19 protein-coding genes are annotated in these 26,745 nt (G+C 69.5%); 7 read left to right on the top strand and 12 right to left on the bottom strand.

From position 1 onward, the window contains the following. The 4 genes from cyoD to cyoA are packed head-to-tail and all read right to left on the bottom strand — an operon-like array spanning position 1 to position 4,229. A complete protein-coding gene (gene cyoD, locus HHL10_RS16090) occupies positions 1 to 414 on the bottom strand; it encodes a cytochrome o ubiquinol oxidase subunit IV (RefSeq protein WP_169161405.1) in 414 nt (137 codons plus the stop codon). Continuing rightward, a complete protein-coding gene (cyoC, locus tag HHL10_RS16095; protein ID WP_169161406.1) occupies positions 411 to 1,073 on the bottom strand; it encodes a cytochrome o ubiquinol oxidase subunit III in 663 nt (220 codons plus the stop codon). The genes cyoD and cyoC overlap by 4 nt, the downstream gene beginning before the upstream one ends. Positions 1,074 to 1,094: 21 nt before the next feature. Further along, positions 1,095 to 3,110 carry a cytochrome o ubiquinol oxidase subunit I gene (cyoB, locus tag HHL10_RS16100; RefSeq protein WP_169161407.1) on the bottom strand — a complete coding sequence of 672 codons (2,016 nt, stop codon included), beginning with the start codon at positions 3,108 to 3,110 and terminating at the stop codon, positions 1,095 to 1,097. A 51-nt stretch (positions 3,111 to 3,161) separates the two neighbouring features. Continuing rightward, positions 3,162 to 4,229 carry a ubiquinol oxidase subunit II gene (gene cyoA, locus HHL10_RS16105; protein ID WP_169161408.1) on the bottom strand — a complete coding sequence of 356 codons (1,068 nt, stop codon included), beginning with the start codon at positions 4,227 to 4,229 and terminating at the stop codon, positions 3,162 to 3,164. 141 nt (positions 4,230 to 4,370) lie between these two features. On the opposite strand from cyoA, the gene HHL10_RS16110 reads away from it, so the two are divergent. From HHL10_RS16110 to HHL10_RS30220, 6 genes are all read left to right on the top strand, one after another. Beyond that, positions 4,371 to 5,726, top strand: coding sequence for an MFS transporter (locus HHL10_RS16110; RefSeq protein ID WP_169161409.1), 1,356 nt, complete (start codon positions 4,371 to 4,373; stop codon positions 5,724 to 5,726). 210 nt (positions 5,727 to 5,936) lie between these two features. After that, complete coding sequence (locus HHL10_RS16115) at positions 5,937 to 7,343, top strand: selenium-binding protein SBP56-related protein (protein ID WP_169161410.1); 1,407 nt, start codon at positions 5,937 to 5,939, stop codon at positions 7,341 to 7,343. Beyond that, the gene (locus HHL10_RS16120; protein WP_235971537.1) at positions 7,340 to 7,972 is read left to right on the top strand and encodes a hypothetical protein; all 633 of its coding nucleotides are present in this window, start codon (positions 7,340 to 7,342) and stop codon (positions 7,970 to 7,972) included. The genes HHL10_RS16115 and HHL10_RS16120 overlap by 4 nt, the downstream gene beginning before the upstream one ends. Positions 7,973 to 8,061: 89 nt before the next feature. Continuing rightward, complete coding sequence (locus HHL10_RS16125; RefSeq protein WP_169161411.1) at positions 8,062 to 9,282, top strand: GNAT family N-acetyltransferase; 1,221 nt, start codon at positions 8,062 to 8,064, stop codon at positions 9,280 to 9,282. Positions 9,283 to 9,476: 194 nt separating this feature from the next. After that, on the top strand, positions 9,477 to 10,898 hold the full coding sequence (locus tag HHL10_RS16130; RefSeq protein WP_169161412.1) for an LLM class flavin-dependent oxidoreductase: 1,422 nt from the start codon (positions 9,477 to 9,479) through the stop codon (positions 10,896 to 10,898). Positions 10,899 to 11,054: 156 nt separating this feature from the next. Next, positions 11,055 to 11,309 carry a hypothetical protein gene (locus HHL10_RS30220; protein WP_205833066.1) on the top strand — a complete coding sequence of 85 codons (255 nt, stop codon included), beginning with the start codon at positions 11,055 to 11,057 and terminating at the stop codon, positions 11,307 to 11,309. 122 nt (positions 11,310 to 11,431) lie between these two features. Here the strand turns inward: HHL10_RS30220 and HHL10_RS16135 are convergent, their stop codons facing one another. The 5 genes from HHL10_RS16135 to rarD form a co-directional block, all read right to left on the bottom strand. Then, positions 11,432 to 14,926, bottom strand: a complete 3,495-nt coding sequence (locus HHL10_RS16135; RefSeq protein ID WP_169161413.1) for a PAS domain S-box protein — start codon at positions 14,924 to 14,926, stop codon at positions 11,432 to 11,434. Positions 14,927 to 15,065: 139 nt separating this feature from the next. Continuing rightward, entirely contained in the window at positions 15,066 to 15,377 is a 312-nt protein-coding gene (locus HHL10_RS16140) for a hypothetical protein (RefSeq protein WP_169161414.1), read from the bottom strand. Positions 15,378 to 15,608: 231 nt separating this feature from the next. Next, complete coding sequence (locus HHL10_RS16145; protein WP_169161415.1) at positions 15,609 to 17,942, bottom strand: hybrid sensor histidine kinase/response regulator; 2,334 nt, start codon at positions 17,940 to 17,942, stop codon at positions 15,609 to 15,611. 159 nt (positions 17,943 to 18,101) lie between these two features. Then, positions 18,102 to 18,683 carry an LOG family protein gene (locus HHL10_RS16150; RefSeq protein WP_169161416.1) on the bottom strand — a complete coding sequence of 194 codons (582 nt, stop codon included), beginning with the start codon at positions 18,681 to 18,683 and terminating at the stop codon, positions 18,102 to 18,104. 99 nt (positions 18,684 to 18,782) lie between these two features. After that, positions 18,783 to 19,667, bottom strand: coding sequence for an EamA family transporter RarD (gene rarD / locus HHL10_RS16155; protein WP_169161417.1), 885 nt, complete (start codon positions 19,665 to 19,667; stop codon positions 18,783 to 18,785). Between the two features lie 73 nt (positions 19,668 to 19,740). On the opposite strand from rarD, the gene HHL10_RS16160 reads away from it, so the two are divergent. Continuing rightward, on the top strand, positions 19,741 to 20,106 hold the full coding sequence (locus tag HHL10_RS16160; RefSeq protein WP_169161418.1) for a c-type cytochrome: 366 nt from the start codon (positions 19,741 to 19,743) through the stop codon (positions 20,104 to 20,106). 33 nt (positions 20,107 to 20,139) lie between these two features. On the opposite strand, the gene HHL10_RS16165 is transcribed toward HHL10_RS16160, so the two are convergent. From HHL10_RS16165 to HHL10_RS30225, 3 genes are all read right to left on the bottom strand, one after another. Next, a complete protein-coding gene (locus HHL10_RS16165) occupies positions 20,140 to 21,099 on the bottom strand; it encodes an L-lactate dehydrogenase (protein ID WP_169161419.1) in 960 nt (319 codons plus the stop codon). Between the two features lie 51 nt (positions 21,100 to 21,150). Continuing rightward, complete coding sequence (locus tag HHL10_RS16170; protein WP_310734609.1) at positions 21,151 to 22,656, bottom strand: alanine/glycine:cation symporter family protein; 1,506 nt, start codon at positions 22,654 to 22,656, stop codon at positions 21,151 to 21,153. Positions 22,657 to 22,930: 274 nt separating this feature from the next. After that, the coding region (locus tag HHL10_RS30225) for a N,N-dimethylformamidase beta subunit family domain-containing protein (protein WP_205833067.1) at positions 22,931 to 26,745 on the bottom strand (3,815 nt) is incomplete at its 5' end.

Here is a 26,745-nt window from a genome sequence, read left to right on the forward strand (position 1 = left end):
TCAGGGGTTCTGCGTGGTCTCGTGCCTCGGCATGTCCATCAGGTTGGTGTTCAGGTGGAACATCACCCAGATCGAACCGATCAGCATGATGATCAGCAGCACCGCCGTGAAGATCAGCGACAGCATGTTCCAGCCGCCCTGGGACTTCGAGTTCAGGTGCAGGAAATAGACCATGTGCACCACGATCTGCACCGCGGCGAAGCCCAGGATCACCAGCGAGGTGGTGGTCGAGGATTCGATGACCTTGCCCATCACCAGCCAGAACGGGATGGCGGTGAGGATGGCCGCGAGCACGAAGCCCTTGACGTAGTCCTGCACCGTGGCGTGGTAGTCGTCGCCATGGTTGTCATGGCCATGGTCGTGCACGTGGTCGTGGCCCAGGTCGTCGTGCGGTTGGGTGTGGGCTTGGCTCACGGCAGCACTCCCATCAGGTAAACGAAGGTGAAGACGCCGATCCAGATCACGTCCAGGAAGTGCCAGAACATGGACAGGCAGATGAGGCGGCGGCGGTTCTCGGCGATGAGGCCGTGCTTGCTGACCTGCACCATCAGCGTCACCAGCCAGATGGTGCCGAAGGTGACGTGCAGCCCGTGCGTGCCCACCAGCGTGAAGAAGGAGGACAGGAAGGCGCTGCGCTGCGGCCCGGCCCCTTCATGGATGAGGTGCTGGAACTCGTAGAGCTCGATGCCCAGGAAGCCCAGGCCCAGCAGCCCCGTGATGGCCAGCCACTTCAGCACCCCGGCCTTGCGCTGGTGCTGCATCGAGATCATCGCGAAGCCGTAGGTGATGGAGGACAGCAGCAGCAGCGCCGTGTTCACCGCCACCAGCGGCAGGTCGAACAGGTCGGCCCCGGAGGGGCCGGCGGCGTAGGCGCGCCCCTGGACCGCGTAGACGATGAACAGCACCGCGAAGATGAGGCTGTCGCTCATCAGGTACATCCAGAAGCCGAGCAGGGTGCCCTGCTCCGGATGGTGGGTGCCGTCGTCGTAGAAGCGCGGCGCCTGGTCGGTGCCGACCGCGGTGGGCGCACCGCCGCCATGCGGCGGTGCCAGCGTGGAAGTGTGGCTTTGCATGGTTGTTCTGGGTCCCGTGCCTCAGGCCGTCGCGCTGGCCGCCTTCAGGGCGCGCGTGCGGCCCTCCTCGGTGCGGGTCACTTCGTCGGCGGGAATGTAGAAATCGCGCTTGTAGTTGAAGGTGTGCACGATCGTGGCCACCACGGTGGCGACGAAGAACACGCCCACGAACAGCCACATGTGCCAGATCAGCGCGAAGCCCAGCGCCGTGGCCAGCATCGAGATCACGAAGCCCGCGCCGGTGTTGGCCGGCATGTGGATGGGCTTGAACCCGTCCACCGGGCGGCGGAAGCCGCGCTGCTTCATGTCGTACCAGGCATCCTGGTCATGCACCACCGGCGTGAAGGCGAAGTTGTAGGCCGGCGGCGGCGAGGAGGTGGACCACTCCAGCGTGCGGGCGTCCCAGGGGTCGCCCGTGACGTCGCGCAGCTGCTCGCGCTTGACGTAGGTCATCACCAGCTGCAGCAGGAAGGCACCGATACCCCCGGCGATCATCAGCGTGCCGAAGGCCGAGATCATGAACCAGGGCTGCTGCGACGGATCGTCGAAATGGCTCATGCGCCGCGTCACGCCCATCAGGCCCAGGATATAGGGCGGGATGAACGCCACCCAGAAACCGATGGCCCACAGCCAGAACGACCACTTGCCCCAGTACGGATCGAGCTTGTAGCCCGTCATCTTCGGGAACCAGTAGTTGATGGCGGCAAACAGGCCGAACAGCACGCCGCCGATGATGACGTTGTGGAAGTGCGCGATCAGGAACAGGCTGTTGTGCAGCACGAAGTCCGCCGGCGGCACCGCCAGCAGCACGCCCGTCATGCCGCCGATCACGAAGGTGACCATGAAAGCCACGGTCCACAGCATCGGCAGCTCGAACTTGATGCGGCCACGGTACATCGTGAACAGCCAGTTGAAGATCTTCGCCCCGGTGGGGATCGAGATGATCATCGTGGTGATGCCGAAGAACGAGTTCACGCTGGCGCCCGAGCCCATCGTGAAGAAGTGGTGCAGCCACACCAGGTACGACAGCACCGTGATCACGACCGTGGCGTACACCATCGAGGCGTAGCCGAAGAGCTTCTTGCGGCAGAAAGTGGCGGTCACCTCGGAGAAGATGCCGAACGCCGGCAGCACCAGGATGTAGACCTCGGGGTGGCCCCAGATCCAGATCAGGTTCACGTACATCATGGGGTTGCCGCCCAGATCGTTCGTGAAGAAGTTGGTGCCGGCGTAGCGGTCCAGGCCCAGCAGCACCAGCGTCGCGGTGAGCACCGGGAAGGCCACCACGATCAGCACGTTGGTGCACAGCGAGGTCCAGGTGAAGATGGGCATCTTCATCAGCGACATGCCCGGCGCGCGCATCTTCACGATGGTGGCGACCAGGTTGATGCCCGACAAGGTGGTCCCCACCCCGGCCACCTGCAAGGCCCAGATGTAGTAGTCCACCCCGACGCCTGGACTGCCCTCCAGGCCCGACAGCGGCGGATAGGCCAGCCAGCCCGTGCGCGCGAACTCGCCCACGAACAGCGAGATCATGATCAGCACCGCGCCGCCGGCGGTCATCCAGAAGCTGAAGTTGTTCAGGAACGGAAAGGCCACGTCGCGCGCGCCGATCTGCAGCGGCACCACGTAGTTCATGAAGCCCGTGACCAGCGGCATGGCCACGAAGAAGATCATGATCACACCGTGCGCCGTGAACACCTGGTCATAGTGGTGCGGCGGCAGGTAGCCCATGTTCTCGCCGAACGACAGCGCCTGGTGCGTGCGCATCATCAGCGCGTCGGCGAAGCCGCGCAGCAGCATGATCAGGCCCAGGATCATGTACATGATCCCGATCTTCTTGTGGTCGATGCTGGTGATCCAGTCGCGCCACAGCGGGCCCCACAGCCGGTAGCGCGAGAGCAGCAACAGCAAGGCCAAACCGCCGAGGGCGACGGCGCCGAAGGTGGCGAGCAGGATGGGCTCGTGGAGCGGAATGTCATCCCAGCCCAGGCGGCCTAGGAGCAGCCCGGCGGGTTCTCGTGGATCAGGAGTCATCTGGGTCTTCCCGGAAAAACTGGAAGCGTCTGCGTCCGGTTGCGCGCCGCGTCAGCGCTGCACGACGGCCGCACGCGAATCATCGGCATCGCCGTAAATGTTGTTGGGCGTGCACAGCGCCGCCACGGTGGTGCGCTCGGTGCCGCGCCACGAGCGGCTGGTCAGACCGTCGATGCCGCCCTTGCCGCCGCCGCCGGCGGCGTCGATGGCCATCATCTGGTGCATGCACATCTTGGAGCTGTCCACGCAGCGGCCGACGATGGCCTCGAACAGCTTGGGATCGACCTGCGCGAAGCGGCGCACCGGCTCGCGCTCGCTGGGCTGCTCCAGCTTCAGGTAGGCCTCGCGGCTGAGCGCCTGGCCCTGGCCCTCGGTGCGGTTGCGCTGCACCCAGGCCTGGAAGTCCGCGTCCGACAGGCCGTGGAACTTGAAGCGCATGTGCGAGAAGCCGTCGCCGCTGTAGTTGGCCGACAGGCCTTGGTACTCGCCGGGCTTGTTGATCACGGCATGCAGCTGGCTTTCCATGCCCGGCATGGCGTAGATCATCCCGGCCAGCGCCGGCACGTAGAAGGTGTTCATCACCGTGGAGGCGGTGATGTGGAAGCGGATCGGGCGGTCCACCGGCGCGGCCAGCTCGTTGACGGTGGCAATGCCTTCTTCCGGGTAGAGGAACAGCCACTTCCAGTCCAGCGCCACCACTTGCACCACCAGCGGCTTGACATCGGCGGGCAGCGGGCGCTGCGCGTCGATGCGCTCCAGCGGGCGGAACGGGTCGAGCTTGTGGGTGCTGATCCAGGTCACGGCTCCCAGCGCGATGATGATCAGCAGCGGCGCGCCCCAGATCACCAGCTCCAGCCGGGTGGAGTGGTCCCAGTCGGGCGTGTAGGGCGCGTCGGTGTTGGAGGCGCGGTAGCGCCACGCGAACAGCAGTGTCAGCAGGATCACCGGCACGATGATCAGCAGCATCAGGTACGTGGCGGTGCGCACCAGATCGGCTTGCTGCGCGGCAATGTCGCCCGAGGGGTTCATCACCACCATGTCGCAGCCGGCCAGCATCAGGGTTAGCAGCGGCAGCGCGGCGCGCAACCAGGGGGTACGGTGGGAACGTTGGGTGCTCATTCGGAACTTCCAGGCAGGCGGCGCGAAGGCATGCGCGCAACGCGCGGGAATGTAGCCTGCTTGATGTGAGTCAACGATTGGACATATTGTCCCAGCACGGTCATCACTCCTTGCGCCATGTCACATCCTTCCAGCCCATCCATGAATCCGCTGTTGCGGCCCCAGCAACCGCCGCTCCCGCCGCAAGGCTTCAGCGGCAAGCCCGGCAACGCGGTCCCTGACGAGTCCGGCGTGGCGCCGGGCGACATCGCCGTCGGGGTGGTGGTGGGGCGAGCGTCGGAGTACTTCGACTTCTTCGTGTTCGGCCTGGCCTGCGTGCTGGCCTTCCCGTCGGTGTACTTTCCCTTCGCCGAGAACCGGCTGGTGGGCACGCTCTACGCCTTCACGGTGTTTGCGCTGGCCTTCGTGGTGCGCCCGCTGGGCACGCTGCTGGGCATGGCCATCCAGCGCCGCTTCGGGCGCAGCGCCAAGCTCATGACCGCCATGCTGCTGCTGGGCACCGCCACCGCGGGCATGGCCTTCCTGCCCGACTTCGAGCGGCTGGGCTTCGCGGCGGTGGTGCTGCTGACGCTGTTCCGCATCATCCAGGGCATTGCGCTGGGCGCCACCTGGGACGGGCTGCCCTCGCTGCTGGCCATCAACGCGCCGGCCAACCGCCGCGGCTGGTACGCGATGCTGGGGCAGCTGGGCGCGCCGCTGGGCTTCCTGATCGCCGCCAGCCTCTTCGCCTACCTCTGGAACAACCTGTCCCAGGAGGATTTCGTGGAATGGGGCTGGCGCTTCCCCTTCTACGTGGCCTTCGCCATCAACGTGGTGGCCACCTTCGCGCGGCTGCGCCTGGTGGTGACGCACGAGTACGAGAGCGCGCTGCAGGCGCATGAGCTGGAGCCCAGCCGCGTGCGCGACCTGGTGGGCACCGGCCAGGGCCAGGGCACCAACATCTTCATCGGCGCCTTCGCCGCGCTGGCGAGCTTCGCGCTGTTCCACATCGTCACGGTGTTCCCGCTGTCCTGGATCATGCTGCGCACGCAGGAGTCCATCGGCGACTTCCTGCAGGTGCAGATCGTGGGCGCGCTGCTGGCCGGCGTCGCGATGCCGCTCTCGGGCCTGATCGCCAACCGCATCGGCCGGCGCAGCACGCTGGGCATCCTGGCCGCGCTCATCGGCGTCTTCGGCTTCACCGTGCCCTGGCTGCTGGACGGCGGCGTCGTGGGCCAGGCGGCCTTCGTGCTGATGGGCTTCGTGCTGCTGGGCCTGTCCTACGGGCAGTCGTCAGGCTCGGTCACTTCCAATTTCCTGCCCCACTTCCGCTACACCGGCGCGGCGCTGACCTCCGATGTGGCCTGGCTCATCGGCGCCGCCTTCGCGCCGCTGGTGGCACTGGGCCTGTCCAACCGCTTCGGGCTGCTCGCGGTCAGCTTCTACCTGCTCTCCGGCACGATTTGCACACTGCTGGCACTGCGGCTGAACAAGACGCTGGCAGCGGCGCGCGACTGATCAATAAGAGTGACCCCAGGCACGGCGGCCGGCGCTTCGCAGCGCCGGCCGCCGTCTTTGAGGCCCGGAAAAGCATTCACCCGGCGCAGCGCGCGGGGCTGACTTGCGCAAGCACGGTGCGCGCATGAGCTGGTGCGTTCCGGCGCGGATTGACAGCGCAGCGCGGCGGCGGAATATGGCCTTTCCGGCCAGACAGCCAGGAGGTCCGCCATGCTCGAAACGCTGCGCCCCGATCCGACCTTCCACCCCTCGCCCCGGCTGGCGATGGAGGCGCCCCGCGAGCGCATTGCCTACACCGCGCTGCTCTCGCCCGATGCCAGCCGGCCCGACGCCATCGCCGTGATCGACGTCGATCCGGACTCCGCCGGCTACGGCAGCCTGCTGTACCGGCTGGACATGCCCTACACGGGCGACGAGTTCCACCACTTCGGCTGGAACGCCTGCTCCTCGGCGCTGTCGCCGCTGTCGGGCCATGCCTTCCTGCAGCGGCGCTACTTGGTCGTCCCGGGCATCCGCTCCTCGCGCCTCTACATCATCGACACCCAGCCCGACCCGCGCCGGCCCACCATCGCCAAGGTGATCGAGCCCGAGGAGGTGTTCAGGAAGACGGGCTACTCGCGGCCGCACACGGTGCATTGCGGGCCCGAGGGCGTCTACATCAGCACCCTGGGCGGCGCCGGCGCCGACGGCACCGAGGGCCCGCCAGGCATCTTCATCCTCGACTGCGAGAGTTTCGAATTGCGCGGGCGCTGGGAGATCGAGCGCGGCCCGCAGCAGCTGCACTACGACTTCTGGTGGAACCTGCCGCGCGACTGGATGGTGAGTTCCGAGTGGGGCCTGCCGCCGCAGTTCGAGAACGGCCTGGTGGCCCAGGACCTGCTCGCCAACCGCTACGGCCACCGGCTGCACTTCTGGGATCTGCGCGGGCGCCGGCACACCCAGACCATCGACCTCGGCGCCCAGCACCAGATGCCGCTGGAAGTGCGCCCGGCGCACGACCCGGCGCGCGAGTACGGCTTCGTCGGCGTGGTCATAGACACCACCAACCTGGAAGCCTCGATCTGGACCTGGTGGCGCGAAGACGGCCGCTTCCATGCCCGCAAGACGGCCACCATCCCGCCGGAGCCGGCCGACCCGGCCGGGCTGCCGCCGCTGTTGCAGGGCTTTGGCGCCGCGCCGCCGCTGGTCAGCGACATCGACCTGTCGCTGGACGACCGCTTTCTCTACGTCGCCTGCTGGGGCACGGGCGAGCTGCGCCAGTACGACGTCACCGATCCGATGAACCCCAGGCTCGCCGGCAGCGTGCGCGTCGGCGGCCTGGGCCGCTCCACGCCCCACCCCAGTGGCCGCCGCTTCGCCGGTGCGCCGCAGATGGTCGAGGTCAGCCGCGACGGCCGGCGCGTCTATTTCACCAACGGGCTCTACAGCCGCTGGGACACCCAGTTCTACGCCGGCGGCGTGCCCGGCGCGATGGTGATGGGCCACGCGGGCGCCGACGGCGGTCTTACCTTGGATGAGCGCTTCTTCGTCGATTTCGGCCCCGACTACGGCGCGCACCAGATCCGGCTCGAAGGCGGCGACTGCTCGACGGATTCCTTCTGCTACCCGAACGCTTGAACAGCCCCGAAAGCACCGCGCTGTGGTTGACAGTCGCGGCGCTGGGCGCCTGGCACGGGCTCAATCCGGGCATGGGCTGGCCGCTGGCGGTGGCCAACGGCCTGATGGCGCGCCGCGCCGCGGCGCTGCCGGGCACGCTGCTGCCGCTGGCGGCCGGGCACCTGCTGGCCATGGCCGTGGTGCTGCTGCCCTTTGTCGCGCTGGGCACCCTGCTGGCCTGGCAGCGGGAGATCCGCATCGGCGCCGGCCTGCTGGTGGTGGCCTACGGCGCCTGGCGCCTGATCGACCGCCGCCACCCGCGCTTCCTGGCCCGCGTGCGGCCGACGCAGCTGGTGCTGTGGTCCTTCCTGATGGCCACCGCGCATGGCGCCGGGCTGATGCTGCTGCCCTTCGCACTGGGCCTGTGCATGCCGGCGGCGTCCGCCGGCCTGCCTGCGGCAGGGCTGGCCGTGGCCGGCGTCGCCGCCGTCCACACCGGCGCCATGTTCGCCACCGGCCTGGTGGCGGCCTGGGCGGTGTACCGGTGGCTGGGCCTGAAGGCGTTGGCGCGCAGCTGGATCGACCTCGACGCCGTCTGGGGTGCCAGCCTGGTGCTGGCCGGAGCGGCCAGCGTCGCGGTCGCGCTGTAACGGCCCGGCCGCTGCCGGCCCGCGCGGGTTTCGTCGGGACACTGGCACGGCCGTCGGCACGATGGCCGGCCCTGCGGTTGAATCCGGCCATGGCTTCCCACCGCGACCGCAATCCGATCCACCTTTCCGCCCGTCCGGCCCCGGACGGCCTGGCGATCCGCCTGATCGAGGACCCCGAGCAGCTCGACGCCGCCGCCTGGGACGCGCTGCTGGCCCGGCAGGCCGCGCCCACGCCGTTCCTGCAGTCGGCCTACCTGCTGGCGCTGCACCGCTCCGGCTCCGCCGTGCGCGGCACCGGCTGGGCGCCCTGCTTCATGACCGTGGAAACCGGGGATGGCGAGCTCGCCGGCGGCTGCGCTCTCTATTTGAAGAGCCATTCCTACGGCGAATACGTCTTCGACTGGGCCTGGGCCGATGCTTACCGCCGCCATGGCCTGCGTTATTACCCGAAGCTGCTGGGCGCCGTGCCCTTCACGCCCGTGCCGGGCACGCGGCTGCTGGCGCGGGACGACGCGGTGCGCGCGCTGCTGGCGCAAGCGATCGTGGCGCTGGCGCGGCAGCAGAAGCTGTCCTCGGCGCACCTGCTGTTCATGGACGGGCAGGATGCCGCGGCGCTGGAGCGTGCGGGCTGGATGCTGCGCGAGAGCGTGCAGTTCCACTGGACGCAGCCGGCCGAGGCACCTTGGCCCAGCTTCGAAGCCTTCCTGCAGAGCCTGCACCGCGACAAGCGCAAGAAAATCGTGCAGGAGCAGCGCCGCGTGGCCGAGGCCGGCGTGCAGTTCACCGTGCACGAGGGCGCCGCCATCAGCGAGGCGCTGTGGGATTTCTTCTACCGCTGCTACACGCTGACTTACCAGGCGCACGGCTCCATGCCCTACCTGGAGCGCGCGTTCTTCCATGAGATGGCCCGCACCATGACGCGCCACTGGCTGATGTTCGTGGCGCGGCGCGACGGCGCCCCCGTGGCGGCCTCGCTGGTCGCGCTCGATCCGGAGCGCCGCCGCGCCTACGGCCGCTACTGGGGCAGCGTGGAGTTCGTACCCTGCCTGCATTTCGACGCCTGTTACTACCAGCCGCTGCGCTGGTGCATCGCCAACGGCTACCTGGCCTTCGAGGGTGGCGCGCAGGGCGAGCACAAGATGGCGCGCGGCCTGCTGCCGGTGCGCACGCAATCCGCCCACTGGCTGGCCGACCCGCGCTTCGCCGGTGCGGTGGCCGACTTCCTGGCGCGCGAGGGCACCGGAATGCAGGACTACGTGGACGAGTTGCGCGAGCGCAACCCCTTCAAGCGCGGAGAGCAGCCGGCATGAGCCATGCCGTAAGCGTCTATGGCTCGAACAAATCCTTCCTTGCCGGGTCCTTGCGACCTGCCTAGAGTCGCCCAACAGCCCTTCACGACCTCCTTTCGCAGTCTTCCCCGGCAGTACCCGATGTCCGACCGCACCCCGGTCTGTCCGCGTTGCGCCATCGATCCGCGTCACCGCGGCCTACGCCGATGACGACCATGGCGCGCCGCATCCGCTTCACCGCTTTCCAGATGAACGCGGCCTCGCACCAGGCGCCCGGGCTGTGGCGGCATGAACGCGACGGCTCGCAGCGCTACGCCCAGGCCGGGCACTGGCTGGAGCTGGCCCGGCTGCTGGAGCGCGGCTGCTTCGACGCCGTGCTGTTTGCCGACGTGCTGGGCGCCAACGACGTGTACGCCGGCAGCCCCGAGGCCGCGCTGCGCCACGGGGTGCAGATTCCCGTCAACGACCCGCTGGCGCTGGTGCCGCTGATGGCCCAGGCCACGCGGCACCTGGGCTTCGGCGTGACCTGCGCCCTGGCTTACGAGCATCCGTACCTGTTCGCGCGCCGCATGTCCACGCTGGACCATCTCAGCCAGGGCCGCGTCGGCTGGAACATCGCCACGCGCTGCTTCGACAGCGCCGACCGCAACCTGGGCCTGGCGCGCCCGCCCGCGCCCGAGGAGCGCTTCGAGCTGGCCGAGGAATACCTGGAGGTGGTCTACAAGCTCTGGGAAGCGAGCTGGGAGGACGACGCGGTGCGCCGCGACCGCCAGGGCGGCGTCTACACCGACCCGGCCAAGGTGCACGCCATCGGCCATCGCGGGCGCTATTTCGACGTGCCCGGCATCCACCTGTGCGAGCCCTCGCCGCAGCGCACGCCGCTGCTGCTGGCCCAGGCCGGCACGTCGCCCCGCGCCGCGCGCTTCGCAGCCCAGCACGCCGAAGGCATCTTCCTCAGCGGCCCCAGCATCGCCGTGGTGCGCCGCCTCGTGGAACAGGTGCGCCAGTGCCTGTCGGCGGCCGGGCGCGCCCGCGAGGACGTGCTCATCTACACCCAGGCGCTGATCATCACCGCCCCCACCTCGGCCGAGGCGCAAGCCAAGCACATGGAGCTGCTGCGCCATGTCGATGTCGAGGGCGCGCTGGCCTTGCTGTCGGGCTGGACCGGCATCGACTTCAGCCGCCATCCCCGCAACACGCCCATCGAGCAGGTGGACACCAACGCCGGCCGCACGGCGCTGGCCGCCTTCAGCCATGCCGAGCCCGCACGCCGCTGGACGGTGGGCGAGGCGGCGCGCTTCATCGGCCTGGGCGGGCGCGGGCCGGTCATCGTGGGCTCGCCGCAGCAGGTGGCCGACCAGCTCCAGCAATGGGCCGACAGCACCGGCATCGACGGCTTCAACCTCAGCTACGCGCTGGCGCACGAGACGATGCAGGACGTGGTGGACCTGGTCGTGCCCGAATTGCAGCAACGCGGGCGCTACGCCACGGGCTACGCCGAGGGCACGCTGCGCGACAAGCTGTTCGGACGCGGGCCGCGGCTGCCCGCCTCGCACATCGGGCGGCAGGTGAAGCTCGGACAGACCGCACCGGAGCTGCCCGTCAGCCCCAGGACAGGTGCCGAGAACACCGTCTGACCCCCCTCAGGCAAGCCCGTGCCGCAGGCCCCGGCCGGGAACCGCTCTTGCCATTGGACCCAGGCGCGCAGGCCGTTGCGGTGCAAACCGAAAGCCTGGCGGCACTCCCTGGCGCCTGTGGCGCCCGCTCAATGATCAACCGATGCGGAGGTATCCATGTCAGCACCCAATGGTTCCCGGCGTGACTTTGTGAAGAAGGGCGTCTATGTGGCGCCCGCCATCCTGACCCTTGCGGCCGCACCGGAGTTCGCCAAGGCCGGTTCGGTCAAGCCCGCACCGCCCAAGAACGGCGGAGGTCGGGGCCATGACCACCCGGGACGGGGTGATGACCGCCCTGGACGAGGCAATGACCGCCCGGGACGGGGCGGCAAGGAGGACCGTCCCCGCAAGAACTGGTTCTCCAGGGACTGAGGTCGAAACGGCGCGGCGCCTCACGGCGCCGTGCTTGCCGCAGAACAGCGAAGGGGCGCCCGATGCGCCCCTTTGTCGTTGCAGGCACATCGCACGCCCAGGGAACACGGCGTGCGCGGCTTTCACGACGTGCAGCGGCCGTGGAGCAGTTCGTCCAGGCGCTGCAGGAACTGCGAGACGTCGATGGGCTTGGTCCAGAAGTCGGCAAAACCCGCGGCCAGCGCCCGCTGGATGTTCTCCGGCATCGCATCGGCGGACAGCGCGATGCAGCGCAGATGCCGGGTCTGGGGATCGGCCCGGAGCTGTTCGAGCACGTCGTACCCGGTCATGCCGGGCAGGTTCATGTCGGTGAGGACCAGGTCGGGCTGCAGTTGCCGGGCCAGCGCCAGCCCGATCTCGCCATCGGCCGCCTCGTGCAGCAGGCAGTGAGGACGCAGGTCCATGATGTGGCGCACCAGCAGCGCGTTGACGGGATCGTCCTCGATGTAGAGGACCGTGGCGACGCCCGCTGCGTTGTCCTGCGGGGCCGGGCCGGCCCCGCCATCGGCCACCGCGGCCCGCAGGCCGGAGTCCTGGGCCAGGTTGGCCAAAGGCAGCTCGAGCGTGAAGATGCTGCCGCCCTCGTCGCGCCGGGCGGCGTGCAGATCCCCGTGCATGAGCTGCGCCAACCCCTTGGCGATCACCAGGCCCAGGCCCGCGCCTTCGATGTCCGTGCGCTCCGCGCCCAGGCGGTTGAAGGGCTGGAACAGGTGCTCCAGCTGCTCGTCGCTGAGGCCCCGGCCCGTGTCCTCCACATCGATGAGCACGCGATCACCCCGGGCGCGGGCCGACAGCCGCACCCACCCGCCGCGGTGGTTGTACTTCACGGCGTTGGACAGCAGGTTCAGCAGCACCTGGTGCAGCCGCAGGCTGTCGGCGACCACGGCGGGGGCCTCGGGCCCGATGCCATCGATCAGCCGCACGCCGGCGGCACCGGCCTGCGGTTCGATGCCGTCGAAACTGCTGCGCGCCACGGCGTGCAGCGCCGCGGGCTCCAGCGACAGGGGCGTGTTCCCGGACTCGATGCTCGCCAGGTCCAGGATCTCGTTGATCATGGCCAGCAGGTGCCTGCTCGCGGCGTGGACCTTGTGCAGCCGGTCGGCCTGGTGGCCGCGCAGCGGCGCCTCGGTGTCGATCTCCATCAGCTGCGTGAAGCCCAGGATCGCATTGAGCGGGGTGCGCAGCTCGTGGCTGATGCGCGCCAGGAAGCGGCTCTTGGCCTCGCTGGCCTGCTCCGCGGCCTCGCGCGCGGCACGGTCCTGCTCGGCCTGCTGCCGCTCGCTGACGTCGCGAAAGTACACCGTGATGCCGCCGTCGGACGGGTAGGCCGTGACCTCGAACAGCTTGCCCAGCGGCTCGTAATGCTCCTCGAAGCGCGCCACCGTGCCGCTGGCCTGGCACTGCTCGTACATGTGCTGGAAGCGCGATCCCGACGCATCGGGAAAAGCCTCCCAGACGTTGCGGCCCAGCAGCTCCTCGCGCGTGCGTCCCAGATAGACCTCCGCCTGCCGGTTGACGTAGCTGAAGCACCAGCGGCCATCGAGCGAGAAGATGCCGTCCGTGATGCTTTCCATCGTGGCCGTGAGCCGCCGCGCCAGGGCACTGGCCTCCTGTTCCAGGCGTTTGTTGTCGTCGATGTCCACCGACGAGCCGTACCACGCGATGGTGCCGGCCGCATCGATCTGCACCGGCGAGGCCCGAACGAGGTGCCAGCGGTAGACGCCATCGGCGCGGCGCAGCCGGTACTCCACCTCAAGCGGCCGGCGGGTGTGGCGGGCCTGGGTCCAGAGCTCGGCGACACGGGCCTGGTCCTCGGCATGAACCAGGGTGAACCAGCCGTCGGGTATGAGCTGCTCGATGGGTACGCCGGCATACCGGGCCAGGAGCGATGAGGCGTAATCGAGCACGCCGTCTTCGCGCGCTGTCCAGACGACGATCGGCATGGATTCGGCCAGCAGCCGCCAGCGCTGGACCTGGACATGCTGCTCCGTGTTGTCGCGGAAGTAGACCGCCAGGCCCTCGTCCGACGGATAGGCCGTGACCTCGTACCAGCGCTGCTGCGGTGGGTACTGGTAGGCCAGGCGCGCGGTGTGGCCGCTGCCGCTGGCCTGCAGGTACACGCGCTCGAGTTCGGAGCCCACGACGGCCGGAAACGTTTCCCAGACCGTGCGGCCGAGCAGCTCGGAGCGGCTGCGGCCAAGCAGCCGCTCGGCCGCGGCATTGAAGTACTGGAAGCGCCAGTCCCGGTCGAGCAGGTAGAAGCCGTCGCTCATGCGCTCCAGCGTGGTCTCCAGCTGGCGGCCCACCCGGTGCGCGGCGACCACGGCCTCGATGTGCTCGGTGATGTCCTGGAAGATCCCGTACACGCGCACGACGGCGCCCGTGCCGTCCCGCGCGGACTTGCCGATGGAGCGGGTCCACAGCACGTCACCCTGCCGGCTGGAAAACTTCAGCACCAGGTCGTAGGGCGTGCCGTCGCGGCAGCAGCGCCCGAAGGCCTCCGCGATGGTCTTCTGGTCTTCCGGCACGAACAGGCTGACCACCTGCGCGGCCGTCGGCGCCTCCTGCGGCTGGAAGCCCAGGATGCGCAGGTACTCCGCGTCACCGTGCAGTGTCTGGCGCCGGACATCGAACTCCCAGGAGCCCAGATGCCCCATCTGGCAAGCCAGCCGCAGTTGCTCGCCCGCGACTTCCAGCTCCAGGGTGCGTTCCAGCAGGGCCCGCGTGGCCTCGTGCTCCTGCGTCACGTCCTGCACCGCGCCGACGATCCGGTCATCGCGCGGAGCCGGCCCCTGCAGGCGCGCCGCGCGCTCATGCACGTGGCGGATGCTGCCGTCGGGACGCACGATGCGAACGTGCAGGTCGATGGGCGCCCCCTCGACCCGGGCCAGTTCCTCGGCCTGCCTGGAGAGGTTTCGATCGTCCGGATGGACCACGCGCAGGAAGCTCTCGAAGGGCGTCGAGGGCGCAAGCTCGGTGCCGAAGATCCGGGCCACTTCGCCCGACCATTGGCGGCGGCCCGTGCGGGCATCGAGCTCCCAGCTGGCGAGATGGCTCAGGGATTGCACGTCGGCCAGGCGCTGCCGCGCCTGCTCATGCCGCCGCCGCTCCAGCACGCGCTCCAGCAGGCAGCCGGCCTGTCGCGCCAGGGTCTTGAGCAGCCCGGACGCGGGCTCGTCCAGGCGCCGCGGGGCCGAGTCGAAGACGGCCAGGTCGCCCACCCTGGCACCGCCGGGCAGGGACAGCGGCATGGACGCGTAGAAGACCACGTGCGGCGCCCCGGCCACCAGCGGGCTGCCGGCAAAGCGCCCATCGCGCGTGGCGTCTTCCACCACGAACAGCCCGTCCGTCTCGATGGCATGCCCGGCAAAGGAAGCACGGCGGGGGGCTGCAGACAGGGCCTGCCCGAAGCTGGCCTTGGTCCAGGTGGCGTGCTCGTCGACCAGCGTCAAGGCCGCGCAGGCCGTGCCGCAAAGCAGGGCGGCCAGGCGCACCAGGTCGTCGTACTCGGGTTCCGGTGGCGTGCCCAGCAGCGCCAGCTCATGCAGGCAGCGCAAGCGGCCGACTTCGTCATTCATGTCCACTCCAGAACCGGGTGCGGTGTGCTCCGCACGTGGAGCCGTGGCCCGCCGGGCAGCTGCCTTGACGGGCGCACGAGCCCGGCGTCCGTGCCGGTGCAAATTCCGAGCCGCCGGCTTCCGGAGTGAAGCGCCGCGGTTAAACGGGGCCTTGCTGCGGCACCGCTGCCGTGTCGCTCAGCAGCCTGCTGCCGAACCTGTCGGCGTAGGTCTGGTGCGGAAAGCCCAGCGACTTGGCCGATCCCTCGTTCCAGCCATCGAACCAGCTGCGGGCTTCCGGCGTTTCCCGGGTGTAGGGGCAATGCTTGGAAAAGACCTCGCCGGCCCTGAAGCCCTTCTTCCAGGCCTCGACCACCACGGCAAAGGCCTCGGCCGCCCATGCCGGCCGGGGGTCCCGGACCCAGGAAGCCTGGCTTCCGGGCGGGAAACGGGTGACGGAACGCTGCGACAAGACGGCCTCCTGGACTTGATTGATGGACCGTCTTTTCGCAATCGCTGTGCCAATCCTTGCGGCTCTCTGACAGGGACTTGCTGGCGGCCTGCAGTACAACCCTCACATCAGGGTTGACACGGTGGTGACGCGCGTTGATCTGTGCGATGTGCATATCCGTGCGGCCGGCCCTGTTCGAGGATGGAACAAGCCGCCCGCCGGTTGGTACAGCGGGGCGGCGCCCGGACGCCGCTAGAGACCGCGCCCTTCGAGCAGCGAGGACAGCAGCGCCAGCAGCTGCGCCGGATCGGCCGGCTTGGCCATGTGCGCGTCGAACCCGGAGCGGATCGCCAGGCGCCGGTCCTCCGCCTGGCCCCAGCCCGTCAGCGCCACCAGCACGGCCTGCCGGCCCCAGGGCTGCCGGCGCATCCGCTGCGCCGTCTCATGGCCGCTGATGCCGGGCAGGCCGATGTCGAGCAGCACCACCTGGGGCAGGAAGGCCTCGGCCAGCGCCAGGGCCTGCTCGCCGTCATAGGCGATGCGCACCTCGCTGCCCTCCAGCCTCAGCATCATCGCCAGCGTGTCGGCGGCGTCCTGGTTGTCATCCACGACCAGGATGCGCCGGCACAGCGCGGCGTCCGGCGTCGCCTCGGCAGCGGCAGCGCCGGGCTCGTCCTGCCCGGGCAGGGCCAGCGGCAGCCGCAGCGTCACCGTGGTGCCCTGGCCGATGCCGGCGCTGTCGGCCCACACCCGGCCACCGTGCAGCTCCACCAGCGTGCGCACCAGCGCCAGCCCGATGCCCAGTCCGCCCTGGGCGCGCGCCTGCGGGCGCGGCACCTGGGTGAACAGCTCGAACACGCGCTCCAGCATGTCCGCGGGAATGCCGGCCCCGTCATCCACGACCCGCAATTGCGCCCAGGCGCCGTCCCGGCCCAGCTGCACCCTCACATGTCCTTGCGGCGGCGTGTACTTGCAGGCGTTATGGAGCAGGTTGCCCATGATCTGCGCCAGGCGCACCGGGTCGGCCTGCAGCAGCACGGGCGCCTCGGGCAGGTCCAGCGCCAGCTCCAGGGGCCCGGCCTCCCGCCAGGAACTGGCCGTCTCGGCGGCTTCACGCACCACCTGGCACAGGTCCACCAATTCCTTGCCGAGATGGATCTTGCCCTGCGTGATGCGCGAGACCTCCAGCAGGTCATCCACCAGGCGCACCATGTGGGCGGTCTGGCGCTCCATCAGCGACAGCATCTGCTCGCGCCGCCGGGCCTCCCCGCCGTTGGAGCGCAGGATGTGCAGCGCGTTGCGGATGGGGGCAAGCGGGTTGCGCAGCTCGTGCGCCAGCATCGCCAGGAACTCGTTCTTGCGCTCGTCGGCCGCACGCAGGCGCCGTTCGCTCTCGATGAGCGCGTTCTGGGAGCGCCGCAGCTCGGTGATGTCCAGCGCCACGCCTAGGCCGCGCAGCGGCCGGCCCTGCGCGTCGCGCTCGACCTTGCCGCGGCTCAGCACCCAGCGGTCCTGGCCGTCGGCGCCTTTGGTGTGGGTGCGGAACTCGGTGTCGTAGGGCACGCCGCGCTCGATCGCCTCGATCCAGGCCTGGGCCGCGGCCTGTCGATCCCTTGCATCGACGATCTCGGCCCAGTCCGCCATGCTGTAAGCGCTGCGCGAGGTGCCCAGGATGGCCATGGCCTCGCGGGACCAGGTGCCCTCGCCGGTCGCCAGGTCCACTTCCCAGATGCCCACGCTGCCAGCCTCGGTGGCCAGGCGCAGCCGCTCCTCGGCGATGCGCAGGCTGGCCTGGGCCTCGTGCAGCGCCGTCACGTCCGTGTTCGTGCCGAACCACTGCAGCACCCGGCCATCGTCATCCTTGAGCGGGGCCACCAGGGTGTAGAAGGGCCGGAAGCGGCCATCCTGGCCGCGGATCGGCACCGTCATCTCGAAGGGCTCGCCCGTGGCGATGGAGTGCTCCCAGCGCGCCACCACCTCGGGCAGCACCCGCGGGTCGTGCACGATGCGCCAGCCTTCCTGGCGCAGCTGCTGAAGCGTGGTGCCGGTGTAGGCATACCAGCGCTCGTTGTACCAATGCACGTCGCCGTCGGGGTCGGCCATCCAGGCCAGCTGCGGAATGGCGCTGACGAGCTGCTTGAGGCGCATCTCGCTGAGCTTGGCCGCCTCCTGCGCCCGCATCTCCTCGGAGACATCCTCGTGGATCAGCATCACTTCGGCCACGGAGCCGTCTTCCGCGCGCACCGGATGGGCCCGCGCCCGCAGCCAGCGCTTGCGGCCGTGGCGCCCCATCTCGGCCGGGTCGTAGCAGATGGCGGGGAGGCTGACCGTCTCGCCGGCAAAGGCGCGCCGCAGCAAGGGCAGGATGCCTTTGGCTTCGAGCTGCGGGTCGGAGAGGATGTTGTAGTCGGTCAGTATCCAGCGCAGGAAGTCCGCATCCCCTTCCAGCTGCCACAGCGCCAGCCAGGCCTTGTTGACGCGCAGCGTGCGCCCTTGCGGGTCCAGCAGCTGCATGCTGAAAGGTGCATGCTCGAACAGCGTGTCGAAGCGGTTGTGGTCCGTCGGCGTCGCCGTGGTGCGGGTCATCGTGTCCTCTTTCTCAACCCGGGCTGCCGGATGCCGGAGCGGCTCAGCCGGAAGCCGGCCCGCTCAAGCCCGCCTTCGGCAGCTCGGCCCGGGAGCGGGCAACGCTCGCCTACAGCCTAGCAGGAGAGGCGGCGCCAGCCGCGAGGCACCCAGGCCCGCTCAGGCGCCGGGCTGTCCGATCCACTTCGTCACGGACGGCGCCTGCCAGGCGGCCAGCGCGTCCAGCAGCCGTTGCGGGTCGGACTCGATGACGACCATGTCGCGGTGTTCGGCCTTCATGAAGCCTTCGGCCACGGCGTGGTCCAGCATCGCGCGCAGCGGCTCGAAATAGCCCCGGAGGTTCAACACGCCGCAGGCCTTGGTGTGCTCGCCCAGTTGCGTGAGCGTGGCCGCCTCGAACAGCTCCTCGAAGGTCCCCAGGCCGCCCGGCAGCGCGATGAAGGCATCGGCCAGCGCGGCCATGCGCATCTTGCGCTGGCTCAGCGTCGCCGCCACCTCGTGCGCCGACAGGCGCGGATGCAAATGCCCGCGCGCGTGCAGCCGCTCGTTGATGACGCCCGTCACCTCGCCACCGGCGTCGAGCACCGCATCGGCCACCACGCCCATCAGGCCCTTGCTGGTGCCGCCGTACACCAGCCGCAAGCCGCGCCCGGCCATCGCCCGACCCAGCGCGGCCGCACCCTCGGCATAGGCCGGCGACACGCCGAAGTTGGAACCACAGAACACCGCCACGCTGTGCATGCCGTCACTCCCGAGAAGCCTTGATCGAGGCCGCCGCGTTGCCGTTGTGCGGGCAACGGTTGCAGCCGACTTGCGCCAATGGACCGAAGAAGTGCCGCTTCAGGCCGCCGCAACGGCGCGTTGCCGCGCGACCCACAGCCCTTCGGCGCTGTACAGCGCCAGCGCCGCCCAGATCAGGATGAAGCCCAGCAGCCGGTTGGCCTGGAAGGGCTCATGGAACACCCACAGGCCGATGGCGAACTGCAGCGTCGGGCCGATGTACTGCAGCAGCCCGAGCGTGGCCAGCGTGATGCGCCGCGCGCCGGCGGCAAACAGTAGCAGCGGCACGGCGGTGATCGGGCCGGCCAGCAGCAGCCAGCCGACGGTCGGCGCATCGGCATGCGCCAGTGTGCTGGAGCCCTGTAGCGTCCACACCGCCAGCGCCGGCACCGCCAGCGGCGCCAGCAGCAGCGTCTCCAGCGCCAGGCCTTCCAGCGCGCCCAGCGAGGCCGTCTTGCGCATCAGGCCGTACAGGCCGAAGCTGCCCGCCAGCAGCAACGCGATCCACGGCAGCTGGCCGCCCTGCCAGGTCAGCCACAGCACGCCGAGGCCGGCCAGGGCGATCGCCGCCCACTGCATCGGGCGCAGCCGCTCGTGCAGGAAGGCATAGCCCAGCAGCACGTAGACCAGCGGATTGATGAAGTAGCCCAGGCTCGCGTCGATGACATGGCCGTTGTTGACGGCCCAGACGTACACCAGCCAGTTGCCCGACAACAGCAGCGCGCTGAGCATGAAGAGGCCCAGTTGCCGGGGCTGCCGCAGGACCGGCGCCAGCGCCCCGAAGCGCCGCATCGCGGCCAGCACGCCCAGCACGAACACCAACGACCACACCGTGCGATGGAGCACGATCTCCATGGCGGACACCGTGGCCACCTGGTGGAAATACAAAGGAAAAAGGCCCCAGGCCACGTAGGCCAGGGCCGCCTGCACGACACCTATGTTCATTTGCTGCAATTCTAGAAAGGCGGTTCTTGACGCCTTTGCCATCAAGGTTGAAGCCATGCCCTTCCCGTCCCTCATGCTGAGACAGCTTCTGCCGGCACTGGCCCTGCTGGGCGGCGCCTCCACGGCCCTGGCCGGCAATGCGGTCGCCGGGAAGACGGTCTTCGCCCGCTGCGCGTCCTGTCACCAGGTCGGCCCCGCCGCGCGCAGCACCTTCGGGCCGCATCTCAACGGCATCGTGGGCCGGCGCGCCGGCAGCCTGCCGGGCTACGGCTATTCCGCCGCGCTCAAGGCCTCGGGCCTGGTCTGGGACGAGGCCACGCTGCGGGCCTTCATCAAGGCGCCCGGCGATACCGTGCCAGGCACGAAGATGCGCCTGTGGTGGCTGGGCAGCGAGCGCCAGCTCGACGATCTGCTGGCCTACCTGCGCACCTTTCCGTGAGCAGGCAAGGCGCAGGACGCCGAGCCATGCTTTTCACTCGTCCTGCAACGGCAAGCCCAGCGACTGCAGCGCCTGGCGGATCACATCGGCGGAGCGCCGCAGCGCCTGCTCTTCCTCCTCGGCCAGCGGAATGGGCAGCACATGCCGCACGCCCTGTCGGCCCACCACCGCCGGCAGGCTCAGGCACACGCCGTCGATGCCGTACTGCCCTTGCAGCAGCGTGGACACGGTCAGCACCGAGGACTCGTCGCGCACGATAGCCTCGACGATGCGCGTGAGCGCGGCGGCGATGGCGAAATTGGTGGCCCCCTTGCGCCGGATGATCTCGTAGGCCGCGTCGCGCACGCGCAGGGCAACCTGCTCCATGTCGGCGGCGGTGCAGGAGGAACCGGTGAGCGCGCAATAGTCCTGCAGCCGCATGTTGGCCAGCCGGGTCGTGGACCAGGGCACCAGCTCCGTGTCGCCGTGTTCGCCCAGCACATAGGCGTGGACATTGCGCGGATCGACGCCATAGCGCGTGGCCAGTTCGGCACGCAGCCGGGCCGAATCCAGCACCGTGCCCGAGCCCAGTACCTTGGCGCTGGGCAGGCCGGACAGGCGCAGCGCCGCGAAGGTCAGCGCATCGACCGGATTGGTCGCGACCAGCAGCAGCCCGCCGGGATTGGCATACACCACCTCCTCGACGATGCCGCGCAGCGCCTCGACGTTGCGCTGCAGCAGCGCGGGCCGCGTTTCGCCCGGCCGCTGCGCCGCGCCGGCCGTGATCACCGTCACCACGGCGCCGGCCGCATCGGCCAGGTCCCCCGCACGCACCTGGACCGGACGATGAAAGGGCACCGCGTGCGCGATGTCCATGGCTTCGCCCTCGGCCCGGTCGGCGTCGGCATCGATCACCACGATGTCATGGACCAGTCCGGAAGCGGACAGCGTGTAGGCGAAGGTGCTCCCCACCCGGCCGGCGCCCACCACGGCCACCTTGGTTCCCCTGTTCATGCACGGCTCCCGTTGCGGACACATCCATCCATGGCCCAGTCCAGCCATTGCTCAGGACAGGGAACCGCCTCCGCGTGGCTCGTGCAGCCCTGCGCTCGGGGCGGCTGGTGATACGGCCGGGGTAGCGCGCGGCCTGGTCCACAGGTCCGCGTTGCGGATGCCCAGCTTCTCCGGATCGAACACCGGTTCAAGGCCGGCGCGCTTCTGCGCCTCGTAGTCGCGCAGGCATTGCAGCGCGGGCTTCTGCAGGATGAGGATGGCCACGATGTTGAGCCAGGCCATCAGCCCCACGCCCAGGTCGCCCAGGTCCCAGGCCACGCCGGCGGAACGCACGGCGCCATAGGTGACGGAGGCCAGCATCGCGAACCTGAGCACCAGGCTCAACCAGGGCCGGTGCACGCGGCGGTTGATGTAGGCCACGTTGGTTTCGGCGATGTAGTAGTAAGCCACGATGGTGGTGAAGGCGAAGAACATCAGCGCCAGCGCGACGAAGCTCGCGCCAAAGCCTGGCAGCACCGACTCCACCGCCGCTTGCGTGTAGCCCGGCCCCGTTTCCATGCCCGGCAGCCGCTCCACCAGAAAACCGCCCGCGGGCGCCTGCACGTTGTAGCGGCCGGTGACCAGGATCATGAACGCCGTGGCGCTGCAGACGAACAACGTGTCCACGTACACCGAGAAAGCCTGCACGTAGCCCTGCTGTGCCGGGTGCTTGACCTCGGCCGCCGCGGCAGCGTGCGGTCCGCTGCCCTGGCCCGCCTCGTTGGAATAGACGCCGCGCTTGACGCCCCACTCCACCGCCAGCCCCAGCACCGCGCCAAAGCCGGCTTCCAGACCGAAGGCGCTGCTCAAGATGAGCGTCACCATCGCCGGTACCTGGTGAATGTTGAGCAGCGTGATCACCAGCGCCACCAGGATGTAGGCCAGTGCCATGAACGGCACCACGATCTCGGCAAAACGCGCGATGCGCTTCACGCCGCCGAAAATGATGAAGCCCAGCGCCACCACGATGAGAGCAGCACTCACTGCCGGGGCTACACCCCACGCATTGTTCACGCCGGCGGCAATGCTGTTGGCCTGCACGCCCGGCAGCAGCAGTCCCATGGCGATGATGGTGACGATGGCAAAGAGCCAGGCATACCAGCGCTGGCCCATGGCCTTCTCGATGTAGAAGGCCGGGCCGCCGCGGTACTGGCCCCGGTCGTCCACCTCCTTGTAGACCTGCGCCAGCGTGCACTCCACGAACGAGGTGGAAGCCCCCAGAAAGGCCATCATCCACATCCAGAAGATGGCTCCGGGTCCGCCAAATGTGATCGCTGTGGCCACGCCCGCGATGTTGCCGGTGCCCACCCGCCCAGAGAGCGACATCGTCAGCGCCTGGAACGAGGACACACCAGCGTCGGAGGCCCGGCCGCGGAACATCAGCCGCACCATTTCCGCGATCCCGCGCACCTGCATGAAACGGGTACGGACGGAGAAGTACAGGCCCACCGCCAGGCACAAAAAAATCAGCGCCTTGCTCCAGACCAGCCCGTTGAGCATCGCAACGAATTCAGCCACTGCGGCCTCCTGCAATCGAGCGTCAGCCGCTGCAGCAAACGAGCGGCCTGCGAGGCCGGTATGCCCGCTTCTGACCAGCACGGATTCCCGGATGCCTTCAGCGCCGAGGTTCTGCCGGCATTGCGGGCCACAGGCTGATCCCGGAAGCCACAGCCTGGACCATGGCAACCAAGACAGACGGCCGTGCCTCGGGAAGAGACACGGCCGTCTGCAGCAGTGATGCTCGTAACGCGCCAGCCGTGAGGCCGATCAGGCGTGAGCCGAGGACGGGGCCTTACGGTGAGGGCTGGAACACGATGTCCACCCAGTAGTTCGACGCTCGGTAGGTCGAGGTCGGGAATTGCACTGTCGTGCCGCCGTAGGTGTACACGCCGTTGCCGCCGCTCACGCCGTTGGCCAGCAGGTGAATGGGCCCGTTGTCCACGCCGGCATTGGCAAAGAAGTTGTCGTCGGCGGCGTAGCGGCCATTGGGCGCGCGGTACGACGCCACGTAGACCGTATTGGCTGTGACAGGAACCGGCGTGGCGAAGTTCACCTGCTGCCAGCCCGTGGCCGTCTCGTTGACGAACGCCTGGGAGGCCAGCAGCTGCCCGGTGCTGGTCCACAGCGCGCCCACATGTGTGCCGGTGTTGCCCGCTCCCTTGTAGAAGCGGATGCCGGTGATGTGGCCGCTCTTGTCGGTGCGGAACTTCACACCCAGGTTGACCGTGCCCGTGTCGGAGTCGCTGGCAACCGTGGGGGTTGCGGACGGCGCGAACGCAGTGCACGGGCACCCGCCCCCTGTCCCGCCGCCCGTTCCGACGGTCACGGTGCGGCTGGCGGGCGTGCCCTGGATGTTGCCGCTGTCGTCCACGGCGCGGCTCATGAGCGTGACGCTGCCCGTGGTCGTGGGCGTCCAGGTGTAGCTCCAGCTGGCGCGCCCGTTGGCCGGATGCCAGGTGACGCCACCGTCGGTGGAGACTTCCACCGCACCGACCACGCCGCCGCCGCTGTCGGTGGCGGTGCCGGTAATGGTCACGGGGTTGGCTGCGGAGACGCTGGCCCCGGCCGCGGGCGAAGTGATGGTGGAGGTGGGCGCCGCCGTGTCGGTGGAGGCCGTGGCCGCCACCAGCGGCGACTGCAGCGTCGCGGGCTGCACGCCCATGTCCGCAAACAGGTTCACCGTGGCTTGGCGCATGCGCTGGTCCACTGCGGTGCCAGCGCGGTCATGCGTGGCGTCCAGCCCCCAGGACCACTGGATGGTGCCGGCGCCGAACACCCGCGCCCCGCTGGCGTGCTTGTAGAGCGTGAGGTAGTGCGTCACGGTGCCGCTGCCGTAGGTGGACCCGTAGTCCAGCAGCGCCCCGCCGGTGGTCAGCGTGGTCTGCGACAGCCGCAGCAGCCCCGGCGGGCGCGCGCCGTTGTCCAGGTCCGAGTCCCACTCGTAGCCCAGCACGCCCTCGGACAGCGTGGCCGTCTGCCCCGCGGCCAGCGTGGCCACCGAGGTGTTGCGCCAGAAGCGCAGCTTGCCCTCGGCCTCGGGCACCGTGATGGCGTAGGAGCGCCCGGTGTCGTTGTTCATGAAGATCGTGCCGGTGAGCGCGTTCTCCGGGCGGCCGCCGTCCGAGGGCGGCGAGAAGCGCGGGTCGCGCCAGGTGCCCGTCCACTGCGTGCTGGGGTCGATCTTGGCGTTGGCGTGCGTCTCCTTGTAGCTCACCAGCGTGCGGTAGGGCGTGGCCGCGCCGTCGATGCTCGGCTCCCAGCGCGTCTTCCAGAACACCTCGTTGCCGCTGAAGAAGGCCAGGCTCACCCCGGCGTTGCGCGCGGCCTCGACGTTGGCGCGCTGGGTGCCGGACCAGTACTCGTCGTGGCCCACGGAGAGGAACACTTTGTGGTTGCGCAGCCGCGCACCCGTGCGGTCGGTGTCGATGCCGCTGATGTAGCTCACGTCGTAGCCGTTGGCCTCCAGCCAGCGCACCATGGGGTACTCGCTGGCGAAGAGCCAGTCCTGGCCGCCGTCCACGGCGCGGGTGTTGAACGGGCGGTTGTAGCTGACCTTGTAGGCGCGCCCGGCGCCGGTGCCGATGCCCCCGGCGTAGAGGCTGGAGCCGCCGTAGTTGTTGTAGGCCTGCCAGGTGGTGTCGGAAGTCTGGAACACCATGTCGGCGCTGCTAGCGTCGTCGCGCACGACGAAGACGATGTGGCTGGCCCCGCCCGTGTCGGCGCGCACCAGGCGCGCGATGTAGACGCCCGACACCGCGTCGGCCGGCACGGCCCAGGAGCCCGACACCGCCCAGTTGCCGCAGTCGATGAGCCCGGTGGCCGACTGCGTCAGGCACGCGGGCTGGCTCTGCGGCAGCGCCGCCGAGGGCTGCACCGTGGCGACCTTGCGCGCGCCGCGCCCGCCGTAGTAGCCCAGCCGGTAGATGTCCAGGCGGTAGGCGCTGGCGTCCGTCTTGACCTTGAAGAACACGCTGCTGCCGCGGTTGACGCTCATCTCCGTGGCAAAGCCCTGGATGGAGGCGTCGCCCGCGCCGCTGACATCCCACTCCGAGGCCAGGCTGCCGGTGAGGCAGTTCTCGCGCACGATGGCGTTGGCCGGCGCGGCGCAGCCGCCCGTGGCCGCCGCGGCGGTGGTGAAGCTCCACTGCACGTTGCCCGCCAGCGCGTTGCCCGCGCTGTCCTTGATGCGCGGGTCGGTGCTGCCGCCCTTGAGCGTGGCGGTGTAGCTGGTGGAGGCCGCCAGCGCCGCCGCCGGGGTGAGCGTGGCCGTGCGCGTGGCGGCGTTGTAGGCCACCGCGGCGTTCACCAGCGCGCCGCCCGTGGTGCTGCGCAGCTCGAAGGTGCTGCCCGTGACGGTGGCCGCGTCCAGCGCCTCGCTGAAGGTGGCCGTCACGGCCGCCGTGGTGCTCACGCCCGTGGCGCCATTGGCCGGGGCAGTGGACGTTACCGTGGGCGGTGTGGTGTCAGGCCCGCCGCTGGTGGCCGGCGTGAACACCACGTCCACCCAGTAGTTCGAGGCTTGGTAGGACGACGAGGGGAAGCTCGACGTGCTGCCGTAGGCATAGACGCCGTTGCCCCCGCTCACGCCGTTTTGCAGCAGGTGCACCGGGGCGTTGTCCACGCCGGCGTTGGCGAAGAAATTGTTGTCGCCGGCATAGCGGCCGTTAGGGGCGAAGTACGAGGCCACGTACACCGTGTTGGCCGTCACCGGCACGGGCGTGGCGAAGTTGACCTGCTGCCAGCCGCTGGCCGTCTCCGGCCCGAACTGCGCCGTGGCCAGCCGCTGGCCGCCAAGTGACCACAGGTTGCCGATGTGCGTGCCGGTGTTGCCCGTGCCCTTGTAGAAGCGCACGCCCGTGACGTAGCCGTCCACGTCCACGCGGAACTTCACGCCCAGCTCCACCGAGCCCGTATCAGGGTCCGAAGGTGTGGTGGGCACCGCCGTGCTCGACCAGCCGCTGCACGGGCAGGTCTGCACCGCCGAACCCGAAACCGTGGTGAAGGACCAGCTCACGCTGGACGCCAGCGGGTTGCCCGCGAGGTCCTTGATGCGCGGATCACTGGCGCCGCCGCGCAGCGTGGCGGTGTAGGTGGTGGACGGCGCCAGCCCCGCACTGGGCGTGAGCGTGGCCGTGCGCGTGGCCGCGTCGTAGCTGAGGCTCGCGCCCACCACGGCGTTGGCCGCGTTGCGCAGCTCGAAGGTGCTGGCGTTGACGCTGGCCGGGTCCAGCGCGTCGCTGAAGGTGGCCGTGACCGGCGCGTACAGGCCCACGCCCGTGGCGCCCGCGGCCGGCGTGGTGCTGCTCAGCGCCGGGCCGGCGGCGTCGGCCGCGTACGTGGCCACGTAGCTGCCGGAGTCGGCGGCGAAGAAGGCGTACTCCACGCCCTTGATGACCTTGACGCTGAAGGGCACGGCGCTGCCGGCGCGCGTGAGCGCGGAGAGCACGCCCGCGCCCGCGCGCCGCGGCAGCATGCCCTGCAGCCCGTTGGCCGCGGGGCTGCGCGTGACGTTGAAGCTCAGCGCCGAGCCGCTCCAGCTGAAAGCGCCGAAGGTGGAGGCGTTGCGCGCGTCGAGCCAGGTGAGCATCTGGCGCGCGGCGATCACCG

The organism is Azohydromonas caseinilytica, from assembly GCF_012927045.1.
Classification (GTDB): Bacteria; Pseudomonadota; Gammaproteobacteria; order Burkholderiales; family Burkholderiaceae_C; genus Azohydromonas; species Azohydromonas caseinilytica.

Coding starts and splice junctions, on each gene's coding strand:
- cyoC (WP_169161406.1), bottom strand. CDS start 1,073: ATGCAAAGCCACACTTCCACGCTGGCACCGCCGCATGGCGGCGGTGCG.
- cyoB (WP_169161407.1), bottom strand. CDS start 3,110: ATGACTCCTGATCCACGAGAACCCGCCGGGCTGCTCCTAGGCCGCCTG.
- cyoA (WP_169161408.1), bottom strand. CDS start 4,229: ATGAGCACCCAACGTTCCCACCGTACCCCCTGGTTGCGCGCCGCGCTG.
- HHL10_RS16110 (WP_169161409.1), top strand. CDS start 4,371: ATGAATCCGCTGTTGCGGCCCCAGCAACCGCCGCTCCCGCCGCAAGGC.
- HHL10_RS16115 (WP_169161410.1), top strand. CDS start 5,937: ATGCTCGAAACGCTGCGCCCCGATCCGACCTTCCACCCCTCGCCCCGG.
- HHL10_RS16125 (WP_169161411.1), top strand. CDS start 8,062: ATGGCTTCCCACCGCGACCGCAATCCGATCCACCTTTCCGCCCGTCCG.
- HHL10_RS16130 (WP_169161412.1), top strand. CDS start 9,477: ATGGCGCGCCGCATCCGCTTCACCGCTTTCCAGATGAACGCGGCCTCG.
- HHL10_RS30220 (WP_205833066.1), top strand. CDS start 11,055: ATGTCAGCACCCAATGGTTCCCGGCGTGACTTTGTGAAGAAGGGCGTC.
- HHL10_RS16135 (WP_169161413.1), bottom strand. CDS start 14,926: ATGAATGACGAAGTCGGCCGCTTGCGCTGCCTGCATGAGCTGGCGCTG.
- HHL10_RS16145 (WP_169161415.1), bottom strand. CDS start 17,942: ATGACCCGCACCACGGCGACGCCGACGGACCACAACCGCTTCGACACG.
- HHL10_RS16150 (WP_169161416.1), bottom strand. CDS start 18,683: ATGCACAGCGTGGCGGTGTTCTGTGGTTCCAACTTCGGCGTGTCGCCG.
- rarD (WP_169161417.1), bottom strand. CDS start 19,667: ATGAACATAGGTGTCGTGCAGGCGGCCCTGGCCTACGTGGCCTGGGGC.
- HHL10_RS16160 (WP_169161418.1), top strand. CDS start 19,741: ATGCTGAGACAGCTTCTGCCGGCACTGGCCCTGCTGGGCGGCGCCTCC.
- HHL10_RS16165 (WP_169161419.1), bottom strand. CDS start 21,099: ATGAACAGGGGAACCAAGGTGGCCGTGGTGGGCGCCGGCCGGGTGGGG.